Genomic DNA, 14,641 nt, shown 5'->3' with positions numbered 1-14,641 from the left:
TAGGTCATCGTCAGACTAACTACTCCGTAAAAATGCCCGACCAACATCCTGTGGTCGGGCTTTTTTACGTCTATAGCGCCAAACTTTGGCACGTGAAGCACGTGGGTGGACCGGCGCCGAGCCGGCGGGACTGGCCAAAGCGTGACGGCAAACTCTCCATTCGGCACAATGGCAGGCTTGAGGGCAACGCCTGGATGCTTGAATGAATTTCGACCTGATTGTCGTCGGCGGCGGATTGGCTGGCGCGGCGCTCGCGGTTGCATTGCGCCGCACCCACCTGAAGGTGGCCGTCATCGAGGCGAGTGCGCCACGCGTGCCGGCGGATTGGGATCAGCGGGTGTATGCCTATAGCCCGGCGAGCATCCGCTTCATGGACGAACTCGGCGTCTGGCAGCATCTGGAGCGCGAGCGCCTGCAAGCCGTTGCCGAAATGCGGATCTTCGGCGATGCGGGTGGTGCGCTGCGTTTTTCCGCCTACGATAGCGGTCTGTCCGAGCTTGCCTGGATCGGCGAGTCCAGCCGTATTCACCGTGAACTGTGGGAAAGCCTGAAGCGGCAGCACAACGTCACGCTGTTCTGCCCGGCCTCGCCGGCCAGCCTGACGGTTTCGGACGAAGGGGTTTCGCTGGGACTGCAGGACGGCAAAGTGCTGCGGGCGCGCCTCGTCGTCGGTGCCGATGGGCGGGAGTCCTGGGTTCGCCAGCAGGCCGGCGTCGAGGCCAGCGTCTCCGCCTACGGCGAGCGCGGCGTGGTGGCGAATTTCGATTGCGCCCTGCCGCATCGTGCGACGGCCTTCCAGTGGTTCCGCGACGACGGCATCCTGGCCTGGCTGCCCTTGCCCGGAAACCGGATGTCCATGGTCTGGTCGGCACCGGACGAGGTCGCCGAGCGCCTGCTGGCACTCGATGAAGCTGTCTTCTGCGAGCAAGTGGCTTCGGCGGGGGGGCATGCGCTGGGCGAGCTCGGCCTGATCACGCCACGGGCGGCGTTCCCGCTGCGGCTGATGCGGATCGAGTCGGTGGTCAAGCCGCGGATCGCCTTGATCGGCGATGCGGCGCACGCGATCCATCCCTTGTCCGGCCATGGCATCAATCTCGGCTTCCAGGATGCGAAGGCACTGGCCGAGGTGCTCGCGCGGACGCCCGCCTGGCGGGACATCGGCGAACTCGCCATCCTGCGCAGCTATGCGCGCGCGCGGGCGGAAGAGCCTTTCCTGATGCAGTACCTCACCCATGGCCTGAACCGTCTTTTCAATCACCCCAACCCGGTTCTTGCTGCGTTGCGCAATACCGGGATGAACCTCACCGGCAGCCTGCCTGTCCTAACCAACGCCTTGACGCGCTATGCGGCCAATGGGCGGTTCTGAAACTATCCGGAGATATCGATGACTTTGTTTGCTCAACGTACCATGGCGCGTTCGATCGCACTTCTGCTGGGCCTGACGACGATGGGGCTCGCGCAGGCCTCGGAGGAGGCGGTAAAAAAGGGCATGGAAAGCTTCATCGGTGCGCCCGCGGTCGAGTCGGTGACGAAAACGCCTTATGGCGGGCTGTACGAAGTGGTGCTGAAGAACGGCCAGCTCGTCTACACCGATGCCAAGGCGGAGTTCGTCATCGATGGCAGCATCATCGACATGAAGACTCGCCGCGACGTCACCCAGGCACGCCTGAACGAACTGTCCGCGATCGATTTCGCTTCGCTGCCGCTGGAGCGTGCGGTCAAGCAGGTCAAGGGCAAGGGCTCGCGCGTGATCGCGACTTTCGAGGACCCGAACTGCGGCTACTGCAAGCGCCTGGCCAAGGATCTGGCCGGCATGGACGACATTACGATCTACACCTTCCTGTATCCGATCCTCAGTGAGGATTCGGCCAGCAAGTCGAACAACATCTGGTGCGCAAAAGACAGGGCCCAGGCGTGGACAGGCTGGGTGCTGGACGGCAAGGAGCCGGCTGCCGCCGACTGCGACGTCACTGCAGTGGCGCAGAACGTGCAACTGGGCCAGCAATTGCGCATCAGCGGAACACCGACGATCTTCCTGGCCGACGGTACCCGCATCGGCGGCTACATGCCGGCGGCGGAGCTCGAAAAGGCGCTTGCCGAAGTGAAGCCCAAGACCGCATCCAAGTCCAAGTGACCCGAACCGCTCCCGGCGCCGAAAAGGTGCCAGGAGCGGTCGTTCAGCGGGGCGGCTTCATTCCCTTGGGCAGCAGCACCCACATCCGCCCCTGTTGGCGCATCCTTCCGGCCTCCCGTCCGGCGCTTTCGCCGAATCCCCAGAAGAAATCCGCCCGTACCGCGCCCTTGATGGCGCTGCCGGTGTCCTGGGCCAGCACCAGGCGATTCAGCGGACGCGTGCTCAGCGGGTAGCTCGTCGCCAGGAACACCGGTGCCCCGAGCGGTACGTAGCGCGGGTCGACCGCGATGCTGCGGCCTTCGCTCAGCGGAACGCTGAGTGCGCCGATCGGCCCGCCGTCCGAAGCCGGCAGTTCGCGAAAGAAGACGTAGCTCGGATTGGCATTGAGCATTTCGCGCAGACGGCCGGGGTTGTCGCGCGCCCAGCGCTTGATGCCGTCCATCGACGCCTGGTCCAGGCTCAATTCTCCCTGCGCCACCAGCCAGCGGCCGATCGACTGGTAGGGATGCCCGTTCTGATCCGCGTAGCCGATGCGGACGGTCTTGCCGTCGGGCAGCCGGACGCGCCCCGAACCTTGCACCTGCAGGAAGAACAGGTCGATCGGGTCGTTCGCCCACAGCAGCACCGGGGCGGGCACTTGATTGCCGCGCTCCTCCATCTGTCCCCGCGTCCAGTAGGGCAGGACCTTGTTGCCGACGATGCGCCCTCTCAGGCGCATGGATTTCAGCTCGGGATAGACGTCGCCGAGCTCGATCGTCAGCATGTCCGCCGGTACGCCATGGATCGGCCACGCATACTGGCTGGAGCGGCTGCGGCTGCCGCGGATCAGCGGCTCGTAGTAGCCGGTCACCAGGCCTTCCGCCGAGGACCCGCCGTTGAACAACTGCCAGGGGACGAAGTGCTGCTCGAAATACGCCCGTGCCTGCTGGCTGGAAGGCGTCCTGCCGAGCGCGGATGCCGCTGCGCAGACGGACTGCCAGTCCATCTGCCGGGCGAGCCTGGAGCAGGAGGCGAGCAGGGCCGGCCAGGCTTCGGCCGGATCGTCCTCGCTCCAGCCGGGGAGGGCGGACCAGCTTGCCTGGACGGCGGGCGGAGGCTCTGCCGTTGCGTCGGCTGGCGGGGTGGGCGTCGTCGTCGGCGGACAAGCGGGACAGGCCGGACAGGCGCGTTGCGGCGGACACGGTGCTTCGGTATCGGGTGCCTGTTGCGGGGCCGCACAGGCGCCGAGCAGGGCGAGCAGGAAGGGCAGCGCGGGGCGTGCCAGGCGGGAGGGAGCCGGAATCATGGAGGGGATCGGTTAGACTGCGAAACTTTCGGACAACAGTATACCGGTGGCAGCATCCCGGCCCCGAGGTTTGCGATGTGGGTGATCTTTCTCGAAGCAGGTCTGGCACTCGTGCTGCTGCTGATCATCGTCTGGGCGACCTGGCCGCGGCGGGGAGACGCCGGCGACAACAAGGACGAACACGATGACTGAGCTGTCAGACCTGATGAGCCGCGCCGAGCGGTTGCTGGAGCGCTTCGAGGCGCTGCTGCCCGGCCCCGCCACGGCGCCCGACTGGGGTGCCGCGGTGGCTTTCCGCTGGCAGCGGCGCCATGGCCGTGCGGCGCTCAAGCCGGTGCGCTCGCCGCACCGCATCGGCCTGGCCGACCTGCAGGACGTCGACGACCAGAAAGAACGCATCGACCGCAACACGCAGCAGTTCCTCGCCGGCCGCCGGGCCAACAACGTGCTGCTGACCGGCGCGCGCGGCACCGGCAAATCCTCGCTGATCAAGGCCTTGCTGGCCGAATACAGCGATCGCGGCCTGCGCGTGATCGAGGTCGACAAGACCGACCTGGTCGATCTGCCGGAGATCGTCGAACTGATCGAAGGCCGCCCCGAGCGCTTCATCCTGTTCTGCGACGACCTCTCCTTCGAGGAAGGCGAGGATGCCTACAAGGCGCTCAAGAGCGTGCTCGACGGCTCGGTGTCGGCGATGGCGGACAACGTGCTGATCTATGCGACCTCCAATCGCCGCCATCTGATGCCCGAGTACCACGACGAGAACCTGCAAGCCCGCCACATCGACGGCGAGATCCATCCCGGCGAGGCGACCGAGGAAAAGATCTCGCTGTCCGAGCGCTTCGGGCTGTGGATTTCCTTCTATCCCTTCAGCCAGAACGAATACCTCGACATCGTCGCGCACTGGCTCGCCAGCTTCGATGTGCCGCAGGCGCGCATCGACGAGGCACGGCAGGAGGCGCTGCAGTGGGCGCTGATGCGCGGCTCCCGCTCGGGCCGGGTCGCCTGGCAGTTCGCGCGCGATTACGCGGGCCAGATCGGCGAAGCCGCGCAGCACGGCGAAGGAGCCGAACGGTGACGCGCAAGCGTGTCGAGGTGGCCGCCGGCGTGCTGCTGCGTGCCGACGGGCGCTACCTGCTCGGCCAGCGCGGGCCGGACACCGTGTATGCCGGCTACTGGGAGTTTCCGGGCGGCAAGGTCGAGGCGGGCGAAACGCCGGCGCAGGCCTTGTGCCGCGAACTCGACGAGGAGCTCGGCATCCGCGTCACCCATCTGCGGCCCTGGATGCTGCGCGAACACCTGTACGAGCACGCCCACGTCCGCCTGCACTTCTTCGAGGTCTCGGCCTGGGAAGGCGAACCGCATGGCAAGGTGCACAGCGTGCTCGACTGGGTGGTGCCGGAGCAGGCCACGCGCGAACCGATGCTGCCGGCCAACGGCCCGATCCTGAAGGCCTTGCGCTTGCCGCGCCTGATGGCGATCACCCATGCCGGCGAGATCGGCATCGACGCCCAGCTCGCGGCGCTCGACCGCGCGCTGGCGGGCGGGCTGCGGCTGGTGCAGGTGCGCGAACCGGCATTCGACGCCATGCAGCGTGAGCGCTTCGCGCGCGAAGTGGTCGCGCGCGTCCACGGCTGCGGCGGCCTGGTGCTGATCAATGGCGATCCGGAGCTGGCCAGGACAGTCGGTGCCGACGGCGTGCATCTGCCCGCACGCATGCTGGCGGCTCTGGATGAACGTCCGGATTGCTCCTGGGTGGGCGCGTCCTGCCACGACCGCGGGGAACTCGAGCGGGCTGCCGGGCTGGGGCTGGACTACGCCCTGCTCGGCCCGGTGGCGCCGACGGCCAGCCATCCCGGCCAAGCAGGATTGGGTTGGACGCGTTTCACTGAATTGGCGGCCGGCCTGCCATTGCCGGTACTGGCTCTGGGCGGTCTACAGCCGGAGAACATGGAAAAAGCGCGCGATGCCGGCGCACATGGTATTGCCGCAATCCGCGGGGCGTGGAGCGGGACCGTACCAGTGTGAGCGGCTTTTTAGCCGCGAACAGGGCTGCAATGCGCTCCCGTGGCTGCTATTGCGGCTGAAGTCGCTTACGAGAAGTGCCTTGCGGTTCGGCGCCCCCGGCTGAAGCCGTTCCTATGGGGGCATTCCATCCGATTCGACGGCGGTGATGCGGCGCGTGTTTTTTCGCTCCGGAGGGATTTCAGTCGCGCGTCTGCCCGGGGGGCAGGAAGTCCTCGGCGTCGCCTGCATCGGGCGGCGAAGTGGGAACGCGATAGGCTTCGGAGGCCCATGCACCGAGGTCGATCTGGCGGCAGCGTGCCGAGCAGAACGGCCGGTAGCGGCTCTCGGCGCTCCAGACCACGGGTTTGCCGCAGGTCGGGCAGGATACGGTGCGTAGCGTGTCGCCCATGGCCTCGCTCAGAGACTGCAGAAAGTGAGCTCGAACTGCACGTCGCGCTCGGCCAGACGCGGGCGGGCGACGGTTTCGGGCAGCATGAAGCGGATGTTCAGCGCATACTTGTTGGCGCTGATCTCGGGCACCACCGCATCGGTCCGGGACACGCGCACACGCAGCATCTGGGCGCTGCGTCCGGCCATGGTCAACTGGTAGGCGCCGCTGCGCGCCATCTGCGTTTCCGGCCGGCCACTGGCGCGCAGCAGGCGCAGCACGATTTCCAGGCCTTCGCGGATCGGCGCCATCGGCGACATCCAGGCGTCGAGGTCGTGCCGGCGCGCGGCAGGGTCGCGGTTGAGCCAGTAGTGGTAGGAGGGCAGGTCGAACTGGCAGACGCCGCCGGGTATCGCTGCGCGGCTGCGGATGCTCATCAGCCATTCGTTCTCGCGCAGGTACTGGCCGATCTTGCCCGCCATCGCCAGCAGGCCGGTGGAGGCCTGTTCGATCTCGTACAGCGCGCCGGACAGGGCTTCTTCCGAGATATCGGGGTTGTTGCGGAAGGACATCAGGATCTGGCGCTGGCGTTCGAGTTCCTGCACCAGATCGACCTTGAGATCGGCACGGCTGGCGACTTCGAGCGTCTCGAAAATGGTCTGCAGCGCGACGTGATGGTCCTGCGGAGCGTCGCGCCCGACGAAGTGCGCGAGCTTGACGAAAAGGTCCTCGAGTCGCAGCAGGGTGCGGATGCGCTCGTTGAGAGGATATTCGTAGCTAATCACCGCACATTTTCCGCAACAATCGTGCCTCGTAAATTTCGTCGATGATAGCACAGAGCCCATTTGGCTCTTCGCGCCAAGGCCCTGGCGTCGACGTGGTCTTCAGCCAGGCTGGCGGGTGGCGAGTGCGGCGTAGCGTGCATGCAGGGCGGCGACTTGCGCATGCAGATGTTCCAGCGAGCCGCCATTGTCGATGACGTCGTCCGCGGCGGCCAGCCGCTGCTCGCGGCTGGCCTGGGCGGCCATGATGGCGCGGATCTGTGCTTCCTCGAGCCCGCTGCGGGCCCGGACGCGCTCGATCTGCAGCTCCGGCGGGCAATCCACCACGCAGATCCGGTCGCAGCGGGCTCGGTAGCCGCCCGACTCGATCAGCAGCGGCACGGCCAGGATGACATAGCTGCCGCGTGCGGCCGAGCACTGGCGGGCGCTTTCGGCGCGGATCATCGGGTGCAGGATGGCTTCGAGCTGCTGGCGCGCCTCATTCTGGGCAAACACGTGCGCACGCATCGCGGCACGGTCCAGGCTGCCGTCGGCGGCAACGACGGCATCGCCGAATCGTGCGCGGATGGCCGGCATCGCGGCGCCGTCGGCTGCAGTCAGCGCATGGGCGATGGCGTCGGTATCCACCAGGCTGGCGCCATGGGCGACGAAGAGGTCGGCGGCGGCACTCTTGCCGCTGCCGATGCCGCCGGTCAGGCCGACGATGAAGGGAGGCGAGGACGGCGTGCTGGTCATGGTGGTGAGGCGGTGGATATCAGCGCTGGGCGCAGGCCGTGCGTCGCGAAGCGAGGCCGCGCACGCCGCTTTCGGCTTCGCGCGCCGCGTCGGCGGTGAGCTGGGCCTGGATCCGGTGGGCGGTGCTCATGCGTGGCGCCACGCCGGCATTGCGCACACCCTGGGCGCGCAGCTCGGCCAGCATCTGGCGTGCCCGGGCCTCGGTCTGGAACACGCCGAGCGAAATCGCATACTGCGCCGGCCCGCGCTCCTGCACGATGAACAAGTCCCGGACGCCGAGGGCGCGAAGCGCCCGGGCCTGCTCTTCGGCCTGCTCGCGGCTGCCCTGGGGCGGGACGCGCACCCACCATGAGCTGGGTGTTTCGATCTTGCGGCGCTCGGCGCTGGCGCCGCTGTTTCGCAGTTGGCGCATCAGCGCATCGGCCTGGGCTTCGCTGAGGTCGCTCCAGGCGACGCAGCTCGTGGGCACGGGAGGTGTGACGGCCGCTTGCGAGGCGGACGGAGTTTCCGGAGCAGCAGCTTCAGCCCTTGGGGTTTCGGCTGCAACGGTTTCTGCCGCGGGAGCTTCCGCCGCAGCGGTGTCGGCGCTGCTGTCGGGCTCCATCGAAAGGGGAGGAATTTCCGCAGCGTCGGCTTCGGCCGTCGTGTCCGCGGGGGCTTCCGGCGTCGAGGCCGCCGTATCCGTGGAGGCTCCGGTTGCTGGTGCGGCGGAAGCGGGAGGATCGGAAGCCAGGCGGATGCGCTCCGGATCGAGCTGTTGCGCAAGGCGTTCGGGCTCGGTGCGGGGCGGAGGGCCGCCGAGCCAGCCCTGGATGCCGGCGAAGGCGATCGCGTTCAGCGCGAGCAGGATGATGATGAGGATGCGGTGCGTGCTCATGCCGTGTTTCCAGCCGGCTGGGGCCCGGATGCGGCGGCGATCGTGGCCAGCCCGTGCAGGACCAGGTTGTCGAAGCGTTTCAGCGGAAGCTCGAGGAGGTCCGCAAAGGCATCGGCAGCACCGCCGCCGAGCAGGCACAGTGCGCCGGGTTGTGCGGCGACCTGGCGGAACATGCGCTCGATGGCGCCGGCCTGGGCCTGCAGGCAGCCGGAACGGATCGCATCGGCGGTGCAGCGCGGCTGGGTCGCGAAGCTGCCCGCGGCCAGCGGCAGTTGTGCGGTGCCGCTGGCGAGCGACTGCTGCATCAGCTCGACGCCCGGCAGGATCAGGCCGCCGAGGAAATCGCCGTCGGCCGACAGCAGGTCCACCGTGGTGGCGGTGCCCGCCATCACCACCAGGCAGGCGCCGGCGTGCAGGTCATGGGCGCCGATCAGCGCCGCCCAGCGATCGGCGCCGAGCTGGCCCGGCTCGGCATACAGGTTGCGCACGCCGCAGGCCTGTGCGCCGGGGCGCAGCCATTCGATCTGTTCGACGCCCAGCGCGTCGCGGATGCGCCGGGCCGTTTCGCTGCCGGCGACATTGCTGCCGACCACCCGGAGCGGCTCGGCAGCCTGGGCGCGCAGGTGTGAGAGAGCCGCGAGGTTTTCGTGGGCAACGGCGCCTTCGTCGTGGACGAGGCCGCCCGCCGCGGCCTGCAGCCGCCATTTGATGCGGGTGTTGCCGGCGTCGATCAGCAGTATCACGCGCCTTCTCCACCGAGCGGGCGCAGCGAGACGTCGCCGGCCAGGATGCGTTGAACGCCGTCGGCAGTGTCGAGCAGCAGGGCGCCGTCGTCGTCGACGCCGCGGCAGATGCCGTCGATCGCGGCGTGCTCGCCGCTGATGCGCACCGGCAGTTCGGCGAAGGCGTTGCGCTGTTCCCATGCACTCTTCAGCGCGGCGAAGCCGGCGACGGCATAGAGATCGAGCAATTGCTGCAGCTCGGTCAACAGGTTGGCCAGCAGGGCCGGGCGCGACGGCGGCGGTGATTCCAGCGCGCGCGCCAGATCGGTGACGCCGGCATGATGTTCGACCTGCGCGCCGGGCGGCAGGCTGAGGTTGATGCCGATGCCGATCACCGCCGCCAGCGAGCGGTCGCGCGCCGGCTGCAGTTCGACCAGGATGCCGACCAGCTTCTCGCCGTTGACCAGTACGTCGTTGGGCCACTTCAACTGCACGCCGGACACGCCGATGCGCTCCAGCGTGCGGGCGACCGCCAAGCCGGCGGCCAGCGACAGCCCGGCAGGGGCGGGCGTGCCGGCGGCGAAGCGCCACAGCAGCGAAAAGGTCAGGCTGCCATTCGGCCACGACTGCCACTGGCGGCCGCGCCGGCCGCGGCCCGCCGTCTGGCAGTCGGCGACCAGTACATGGACTCTGCCGTCGTCGTCCGGCATCTGTTCCATCAGGCTGCTGTTGGTCGACGCGCAACTATCGATCCAGGCGACCGCGAAGCGCGAGGCGAGCGGGCCGAGATGGGACAGGAGGCTGGCGGTACTGGCGGAGGTTTCGGACACGGGCGGGCGCTTGACGGTTAGGCTGGTCGCATTATCCGTCAACCGTGCCGGGCGCACGAGCCTGGTGCGTGATTGCGACGCAATGGCGGCCCGGCTTGCGGATCTCAGCCGGCGGTGTCGTCGCCGCCGCTGGGGGTCTCGTCCATGCCGAGCTCCTGGATCTTCCGGCTGATGGTGTTGCGGCCGATGCCCAGCAACTGTGCCGCCTCGATGCGGCGGCCGCCGGTGGCGGCGAGCGCACGGCGGATCAGGGTGCGCTCGAAAGTATGGGTGAGCTGTTCGAACACCGTCCCCGGCGAGGCCGCGATCAGGCGGTCGGCTTCGCCGGCGAGGCCGTCGATCCAGCTCGTCGGCGCTTCGCGCATCGGCTGGCTGCGGATTTCGGACGGCAGATCGGCGACTTCGATCACCTGGGCCGGCGCCATCACCGTCAGCCAGTGGCACAGGTTCTCGAGCTGGCGCACGTTGCCGGGGAAAGGCTGCGACTGCAGGTACTCGATCGCCGCGTCCGAGATGCTCTTGCGCTCGACGCCGAGCTCCAGCGCGCTCTTCTGCAGGAAGTGGCGCACCAGCAGCGGGATGTCCTCGCGCCGTTCGCGCAGCGGCGGCAGGCGCAGGCGGATGACATTGAGGCGGTGGAAGAGGTCTTCACGGAACAGGTTCTGGCGCACCCGCTCCTCGAGATCCTGGTGGGTGGCGGCAATCACGCGGACGTTGGCACGGATCGGCTGCTGGCCGCCGACGCGGTAGAAATGGCCATCGGACAGCACGCGCAGCAGGCGGGTCTGCAGTTCGGCCGGCATGTCGCCGATTTCGTCGAGGAACAGCGTGCCGCCGTCGGCCTGCTCGAAGCGGCCGCGGCGCTGGGCGGCGGCGCCGGTGAAGGCGCCGCGCTCGTGGCCGAACAGTTCGGATTCGAGCAGGTCGCGCGGAATCGCCGCGGTGTTGATGGCGATGAAGGGTGCGTCGCGCCGCGGGCTGTGGCGGTGCAGCGCACGCGCCACCAGCTCCTTGCCGCTGCCGGATTCGCCGTTGATCAGCACGGTGGCGTGAGACTGTGCGAGGCGGCCGATGGCGCGGAACACTTCCTGCATGGCCGGCGCCTGGCCGAGGATCTCGGGCGCGAGCGCCGCTTCCTCCGAGCCGTTCTTCTCGGGCATGCCCTGTTCCAGTGCGCGCCTGACCAGGGTCACCGCCTGATCGACGTCGAAGGGCTTGGGCAGGTATTCGAAGGCGCCGCCCTGGAAGGCCGACACCGCGCTGTCGAGATCGGAGTAGGCGGTCATGATGATGACCGGCAACTGGGCATGGCGCTCCTTGACCTTCTGCAGCAGGTCCAGGCCGGACTCGCCCGGCATGCGGATGTCGGACAGCATCACCGCAGGCGGCTGGCCGCTGCGGTCGAGCTCTTCCAGCGCCTCGCTGGCAGAGCTGAAGCTGCGATGCGGGATATCCTCGCGGCTCAATGCCTTTTCGAGGACCCAGCGGATGGAGCGATCGTCGTCGATGATCCAGACTTTGTTCATGTCGTATGCACTATTCTGGTGCGCTGCCGGCGGCTAGCGCACGATCGGAAATCGGCAGCAGGATCGTGAAGCAGGTGCGCCCCGGACGGCTATCCACCTCGATCATGCCCTGATGTTGCTCGATGAAGCTCTGGGCCAGCGACAGGCCCAGGCCGCTGCCACCTTCCCGGCCCGAGACCAGCGGATAGAAGATCTTGTCGTGGATCTCCGCCGGAATGCCGGGGCCGTTGTCGATCACTTGCAATTCCAATGCCAGCTTGTAGCGCCGCTTGGCCAGCGTGACCTGGCGGGCCACCCGGCTGCGCAGATGGATCTCGCCGGTGCCCTCCAGCGCCTGGGCAGCGTTGCGCACGATGTTCAGGATGGCCTGGATCAACTGTTCGCGGTCGGCGGTGATGTCGGGCAGGCTGAGATCGTAGTCGCGCCGGATTTCGAGTGCCGGGAATTCGGCCAGGATCAGGCGGCGCACGCGTTCGAGCACGTCGTGGATGTTCAGCGGTGCCGGCCGCATCATCGAATGCGAGTTCAGCAGCCGGTTCATCAGGTCCTGCAGGCGGTCGGCCTCGGCGATGATGACTTCGGTGAATTCGCGCAGCTGCGGGTCGTCCAGTTCATGCTGCAGCAGCTGCGCCGAGCCGCGGATGCCGCCCAGCGGGTTCTTGATCTCGTGCGCCAGGTTGCGGATCAGCTCGCGGTTGGCCTGCTGCTGCTGCAGCAACTGCTCCTCGCGGGCCACGCGCAACTGGGCGTCGATTGGGCGGAATTCCAGCAGCAGGCGGACGCCGTTGGTCTCGACCGGGCTGACGGTGCAGTCGAGCCGGATCGGCTCGGCGCTGCCGCGCGAGATCGTCATGTCCTGGCCGGTATAGCTCCAATTGGTGTGGAGGGCGCTTTCCAGCGCCGAGCAGAGCCCTGGCGGCGTGCCGAGCAGGCGGCTCAGGGGTTGCTCCAGCAGCTTGCGCCGGCTGATCGCGAACAGGTTCTCGGCGCCGGGGTTGATGTAGCGGATGATCAGCTTCTCGTCGATCAGCACGACGGCTGACGACAGCAGCTCGAGGCCGGCGAAAGGGCCGGTGACGATGGGTGGAGGATGCTTCGGCATGTGCGCGTCCTGTTTGTCTCCAGGGTGACACGCAAGATACGCGCCAGTGTGTGGCGACGGGGCGTGGCGCCCGAAGATGGTGCGCAGCCGTGCCGCCGCGTCACCTCAGGCCGGAAATTTCCCGGCGCAGGGCTTCGATATTGCGCTTGTGCAGTTCGACCTTGTCCTTGTAGGGCTGCAGACGGTCGAGCACTTTCTGGTAATTGCGTTCATCGCCGAGGCGGATCGATTCCTGTTCGGCCAGCGCAGCTTCGGCGCTTGCCAGTGCGGACTCCTCGCTTTCCAGTTCGGACTGCAGTACCTGTCGGCGGCCGTCGTCGCGAGCGCGCTGGTCGCCGGGGCTGACCCTGGGGAAGTTCGACGGCGAGGAGGAGGGCGTGGTGCTTGGCGTCGCTGCCGGGCGGCGCACCGGGGCGGGCACGGTCGATACCGATTGGCCGGTATCGAGCGCGGTACAGCCGCGCGCGGCGCTGGGGTCGTTGGTGTAGGTCACGCGGCCTTCGGCGTCGATGCACTTGTAGACCGCCGCCTGGGCGGGAAGGGCGGCGTAAAGCAGCAGGGTCAGCGGGAGGATTCGAAGCAGGCGCATGCTCGTGTTCGTCGGTTCGCTGCGCCGGACGGGGTCGGACCGGCGCCATCCTGATGGAATGGTGGCTGGATTAGACCCCATAAAAAAAGGACGGGCAATGCCCGTCCTCTCCTGTCTGCGCAGTAATCCTCGGATTACAGGCTGTAGTACATGTCGAATTCCACCGGGTGGGTGGTGATGCGCATGCGGGTGACTTCCTCCATCTTCAGCTCGATGTAGGCATCGATGAAGTCGTTGGAGAACACGCCGCCGCGGGTCAGGAACTCGCGATCCTTGTCGAGGTACTCCAGCGCCTGGTCGAGGCTGGTGCACACGGTCGGGATCAGCGCGTCTTCTTCCGGCGGCAGGTCGTACAGGTTCTTGTCGGCCGGATCGCCCGGGTGGATCTTGTTCTGGATGCCGTCCAGGCCAGCCATCAGCAGAGCGGCAAAGCACAGGTAGGGGTTGGCCAGCGGATCCGGGAAGCGCGCCTCGATGCGGCGGCCCTTCGGGTTGGCAACGTAGGGGATGCGGATCGAAGCCGAGCGGTTGCGGGCCGAGTAGGCCAGCTTGGTCGGCGCTTCGTAGTGCGGCACCAGGCGCTTGTACGAGTTCGTGCCCGGGTTGGTGATCGCGTTCAGCGCGCGGGCGTGCTTGATGATGCCGCCGATGTAGTACAGCGCGGTTTCCGACAGGCCGGCGTAGCCGTTGCCGGCGAACAGGTTCTGGCCGTCCTTCCAGATCGACTGGTGCACGTGCATGCCGGAGCCGTTGTCGCCGACGATGGGCTTGGGCATGAAGGTCGCGGTCTTGCCGTACTGGTGGGCAACGTTGTGCACGATGTACTTCAGTACCTGGGTCCAGTCGGCGCGCTTGGTCAGCGTGCTGAACTTGGTGCCGATCTCGCACTGGCCGGCGTTGGCGACTTCGTGGTGATGGACTTCGACCGGCACGCCGCAGGCTTCGAGCGCCAGCACCATGGCGGCGCGGATGTCGTTCAGGCTATCGACCGGCGGTACCGGGAAGTAACCGCCCTTGACGCGCGGACGGTGGCCGGTGTTGCCGCCTTCGAACTTGTCGGCGGTGGACCAGGCGGCCTCTTCCGAGATGATCTTGCTGTAGACGCCGGACATGTCGACCGACCATTCGACCGAGTCGAAGATGAAGAACTCGGGTTCGGGGCCGAAGAAGGCGGTGTCGCCGATGCCGGTGCTCTTCAGATAGGCCTCGGCGCGCTTGGCGATCGAGCGCGGGTCGCGGTCGTAGCCCTTGCCGTCGGACGGCTCGATGACGTCGCAGGTCACCACCAGCGTGGTTTCGTCGAAGAAGGGGTCGATGTAGGCGGACGCGGGTTCCGGCATCAGGATCATGTCCGAAGCCTGGATGCCCTTCCAGCCGGCCAGCGAGGAGCCGTCGAAGGGGTGGCCGTGCTCGAAGTGCTCTTCCTCGAAAGCGGAAACCGGCAGGCCGACGTGGTGCTCCTTGCCGCGGGTATCGGTGAAGCGCAGATCCACGAAGCGGACTTCGTTTTCCTGGATCATCTTCATGACGTCTTGGGCGTTCATGTTCACTCCTGATGAGATGAGGCGTTGGTTGCGTAATGGTTTGCACACCGGTACTGGACCCGTGAGCGGGAATTCGTCGTTCGAGTAAGCATCAAGCGTGCCAGGCAGGGTTCCTGTCCG

The 14,641-nt window shown here is 67.3% G+C and carries 16 protein-coding genes; 5 read left to right on the top strand and 11 right to left on the bottom strand.

The window, feature by feature from the left end; translation table 11 throughout:
• From NX068_RS20450 to NX068_RS20440, 3 genes are all read left to right on the top strand, one after another.
• Nucleotides 1–206, top strand: a 206-nt coding sequence (locus NX068_RS20450) for a hypothetical protein (protein WP_263463075.1), incomplete at its 5' end; no start/stop codon positions are given.
• Nucleotides 203–1,366, top strand: coding sequence for a UbiH/UbiF family hydroxylase (locus NX068_RS20445; RefSeq protein WP_263463074.1), 1,164 nt, complete (start codon nucleotides 203–205; stop codon nucleotides 1,364–1,366). The genes NX068_RS20450 and NX068_RS20445, both read left to right, overlap by 4 nt.
• A gap of 18 nt (nucleotides 1,367–1,384) precedes the next feature.
• Entirely contained in the window at nucleotides 1,385–2,134 is a 750-nt protein-coding gene (locus NX068_RS20440; protein ID WP_263463073.1) for a DsbC family protein, read from the top strand.
• A 43-nt stretch (nucleotides 2,135–2,177) separates the two neighbouring features.
• Here NX068_RS20440 and mltA read toward each other — a convergent pair whose 3' ends face one another.
• Complete coding sequence (gene mltA / locus NX068_RS20435; protein WP_263463072.1) at nucleotides 2,178–3,419, bottom strand: murein transglycosylase A; 1,242 nt, start codon at nucleotides 3,417–3,419, stop codon at nucleotides 2,178–2,180.
• A 184-nt stretch (nucleotides 3,420–3,603) separates the two neighbouring features.
• On the opposite strand from mltA, the gene NX068_RS20430 reads away from it, so the two are divergent.
• Both NX068_RS20430 and NX068_RS20425 read left to right on the top strand, forming a co-directional pair.
• Complete coding sequence (locus tag NX068_RS20430) at nucleotides 3,604–4,497, top strand: ATP-binding protein (RefSeq protein ID WP_263463071.1); 894 nt, start codon at nucleotides 3,604–3,606, stop codon at nucleotides 4,495–4,497.
• Nucleotides 4,494–5,447 (top strand): Nudix family hydrolase, encoded by a 954-nt coding sequence (locus tag NX068_RS20425; protein WP_263463070.1) that lies wholly within the window; start codon nucleotides 4,494–4,496, stop codon nucleotides 5,445–5,447. Before NX068_RS20430 ends, NX068_RS20425 begins: the two co-directional genes overlap by 4 nt.
• 178 nt (nucleotides 5,448–5,625) lie before the next feature.
• Here the strand turns inward: NX068_RS20425 and yacG are convergent, their stop codons facing one another.
• From yacG to glnA, 10 genes are all read right to left on the bottom strand, one after another.
• Nucleotides 5,626–5,835 carry a DNA gyrase inhibitor YacG gene (gene yacG, locus NX068_RS20420; protein ID WP_263463069.1) on the bottom strand — a complete coding sequence of 70 codons (210 nt, stop codon included), beginning with the start codon at nucleotides 5,833–5,835 and terminating at the stop codon, nucleotides 5,626–5,628.
• Between the two features lie 8 nt (nucleotides 5,836–5,843).
• Nucleotides 5,844–6,599, bottom strand: a complete 756-nt coding sequence (gene zapD / locus NX068_RS20415) for a cell division protein ZapD (protein WP_263463068.1) — start codon at nucleotides 6,597–6,599, stop codon at nucleotides 5,844–5,846.
• Nucleotides 6,600–6,698: 99 nt separating this feature from the next.
• Nucleotides 6,699–7,331 carry a dephospho-CoA kinase gene (gene coaE, locus NX068_RS20410; RefSeq protein WP_263463067.1) on the bottom strand — a complete coding sequence of 211 codons (633 nt, stop codon included), beginning with the start codon at nucleotides 7,329–7,331 and terminating at the stop codon, nucleotides 6,699–6,701.
• A gap of 19 nt (nucleotides 7,332–7,350) precedes the next feature.
• Nucleotides 7,351–8,208 carry an SPOR domain-containing protein gene (locus NX068_RS20405; protein WP_263463066.1) on the bottom strand — a complete coding sequence of 286 codons (858 nt, stop codon included), beginning with the start codon at nucleotides 8,206–8,208 and terminating at the stop codon, nucleotides 7,351–7,353.
• Complete coding sequence (locus NX068_RS20400; protein ID WP_263463065.1) at nucleotides 8,205–8,951, bottom strand: type III pantothenate kinase; 747 nt, start codon at nucleotides 8,949–8,951, stop codon at nucleotides 8,205–8,207. The genes NX068_RS20405 and NX068_RS20400 overlap by 4 nt, the downstream gene beginning before the upstream one ends.
• On the bottom strand, nucleotides 8,948–9,760 hold the full coding sequence (locus tag NX068_RS20395) for a biotin--[acetyl-CoA-carboxylase] ligase (protein WP_442806770.1): 813 nt from the start codon (nucleotides 9,758–9,760) through the stop codon (nucleotides 8,948–8,950). The genes NX068_RS20400 and NX068_RS20395 overlap by 4 nt, the downstream gene beginning before the upstream one ends.
• Nucleotides 9,761–9,864: 104 nt before the next feature.
• On the bottom strand, nucleotides 9,865–11,286 hold the full coding sequence (gene ntrC / locus NX068_RS20390) for a nitrogen regulation protein NR(I) (RefSeq protein ID WP_263463064.1): 1,422 nt from the start codon (nucleotides 11,284–11,286) through the stop codon (nucleotides 9,865–9,867).
• A 10-nt stretch (nucleotides 11,287–11,296) separates the two neighbouring features.
• Nucleotides 11,297–12,388 carry a nitrogen regulation protein NR(II) gene (glnL, locus tag NX068_RS20385; RefSeq protein WP_263463063.1) on the bottom strand — a complete coding sequence of 364 codons (1,092 nt, stop codon included), beginning with the start codon at nucleotides 12,386–12,388 and terminating at the stop codon, nucleotides 11,297–11,299.
• Nucleotides 12,389–12,488: 100 nt separating this feature from the next.
• Nucleotides 12,489–12,977, bottom strand: coding sequence for a DUF4124 domain-containing protein (locus tag NX068_RS20380; RefSeq protein WP_263463062.1), 489 nt, complete (start codon nucleotides 12,975–12,977; stop codon nucleotides 12,489–12,491).
• A 134-nt stretch (nucleotides 12,978–13,111) separates the two neighbouring features.
• Nucleotides 13,112–14,521: a type I glutamate--ammonia ligase gene (gene glnA / locus NX068_RS20375; protein ID WP_263463061.1), complete on the bottom strand. Its 1,410-nt coding sequence runs from the start codon at nucleotides 14,519–14,521 to the stop codon at nucleotides 13,112–13,114.
• Nucleotides 14,522–14,641: the final 120 nt, after the last annotated feature.

Source organism: Thauera carbonicopians, assembly GCF_025699485.1.
Classification (GTDB): domain Bacteria; phylum Pseudomonadota; class Gammaproteobacteria; order Burkholderiales; family Rhodocyclaceae; genus Thauera.
This window is presented reverse-complemented; position numbering and strand designations above follow the sequence as displayed.

Coding starts and splice junctions, on each gene's coding strand:
- NX068_RS20445 (WP_263463074.1), top strand. CDS start 203: ATGAATTTCGACCTGATTGTCGTCGGCGGCGGATTGGCTGGCGCGGCG.
- NX068_RS20440 (WP_263463073.1), top strand. CDS start 1,385: ATGACTTTGTTTGCTCAACGTACCATGGCGCGTTCGATCGCACTTCTG.
- mltA (WP_263463072.1), bottom strand. CDS start 3,419: ATGATTCCGGCTCCCTCCCGCCTGGCACGCCCCGCGCTGCCCTTCCTG.
- NX068_RS20430 (WP_263463071.1), top strand. CDS start 3,604: ATGACTGAGCTGTCAGACCTGATGAGCCGCGCCGAGCGGTTGCTGGAG.
- yacG (WP_263463069.1), bottom strand. CDS start 5,835: ATGGGCGACACGCTACGCACCGTATCCTGCCCGACCTGCGGCAAACCC.
- coaE (WP_263463067.1), bottom strand. CDS start 7,331: ATGACCAGCACGCCGTCCTCGCCTCCCTTCATCGTCGGCCTGACCGGC.
- NX068_RS20405 (WP_263463066.1), bottom strand. CDS start 8,208: ATGAGCACGCACCGCATCCTCATCATCATCCTGCTCGCGCTGAACGCG.
- ntrC (WP_263463064.1), bottom strand. CDS start 11,286: ATGAACAAAGTCTGGATCATCGACGACGATCGCTCCATCCGCTGGGTC.
- glnL (WP_263463063.1), bottom strand. CDS start 12,388: ATGCCGAAGCATCCTCCACCCATCGTCACCGGCCCTTTCGCCGGCCTC.
- NX068_RS20380 (WP_263463062.1), bottom strand. CDS start 12,977: ATGCGCCTGCTTCGAATCCTCCCGCTGACCCTGCTGCTTTACGCCGCC.
- glnA (WP_263463061.1), bottom strand. CDS start 14,521: ATGAACGCCCAAGACGTCATGAAGATGATCCAGGAAAACGAAGTCCGC.